Raw genomic sequence first — 1,197 nt, forward strand, 5'->3', positions numbered from 1 at the left:
CAGGTATCGCCAACTTGCACGGTCCAAGTAGTATCGCCTGTATTAATGTCTAATAGGTGTAAGAATAGTATTTTATTATATGGGGCAATTCCTATACTTTCCACCAAAACTTTTTGGTTTTGCATCTCGACGGTGTGTTTGTTTACACCTGTTCCCATTTTTTCCCACAAAAATTCAAAGTTAGGGCTAAGGTGCGCCAGATAAGAGCCACCCGTTCCGCCTGCAATGGGATAATAGCTTCCAGAGAGCATAAGACTTCCGTCGGTCATTTGGTTGAGGTAAGCATAGTAGAAATTAGCATTGATGGAGGCCAGTGCAGGAGGCAAAAGGTTGCGAGTTTGTATGAGATTGCCCGTGTTTTGGTCGATTTCGAGTCCCATGAGTCCGTGTCCGGATTCGGCTCCCGAGCAGAACAAATGTCCGTTGGGTAGCTGAAGTACTTGCGTGATATAGTTTGTAGCTCCGCTTTGTGGGTATTGCTTCGCCCAAAGTTTGAGACCATCAGGGTTCACACAAACGGCAAAAGAGACCAGAGAAGAAGAACAAGTAAAAGCGTTTAAAATGGTAAACTGCCCCACCATAATGATATTGCCATTACTAAGGATGATGGCATCATTAATAGAGACATCTCCACAGCTATCCAAGAGATTATTGCTTTCCCAAATGATTTCACCTGTATAGTCCACATACCACAAGAAAGGGAGTGAAGTGTCATAAGTATTTCCACCAGAATGATAGGAACCAACTCCCATAGCCCCAGTAAGATAATGTCCAGCAGGGGCAGGAAATACACTGTTTAAATAATAAGATTGAGGATGTAAATTTTGGTAACTTTTTGTCCAGAGTGTATCGCCAAGGCTATCGACTGCGGCCAAGAAGGTTTTATTACCTTCTCTTCCAGCAATCCAAAACCCTTTATTTTGGGAAGGAGTAATATCTAAGGCAAATTGCGTGTTTTTCTTTTTGATGGGCTTTACCCATTCGATGTTTTGGGCGGGCAGCAGGTAGCCCAAGAGTAGGAGCAGGGAGGTAAGAAGGCGTTTTTGCATGGGGGTAGAAAGTGTTTAAACAAAGTACAATGATACAAAAAAAAGCTGCCTTTGGGAAAGCAGCTTTGGTGTTATCTTTCAATTAATTACCTGACCACGGAAAGTTTCTGAACATTTGGTGCGGGTATGCCGTCGGCGTAGAGCTGGC

General features: G+C 43.4%; 1 protein-coding gene. It reads right to left on the reverse strand.

From position 1 onward, the window contains the following. On the reverse strand, positions 1–1,049 hold a 1,049-nt coding region (locus BM090_RS18070), incomplete at its 3' end, for an aryl-sulfate sulfotransferase (protein ID WP_143084053.1). Positions 1,050–1,197: the final 148 nt, after the last annotated feature.

The organism is Flexibacter flexilis DSM 6793 (genome assembly GCF_900112255.1).
Lineage (GTDB): Bacteria > Bacteroidota > Bacteroidia > Cytophagales > Flexibacteraceae > Flexibacter > Flexibacter flexilis.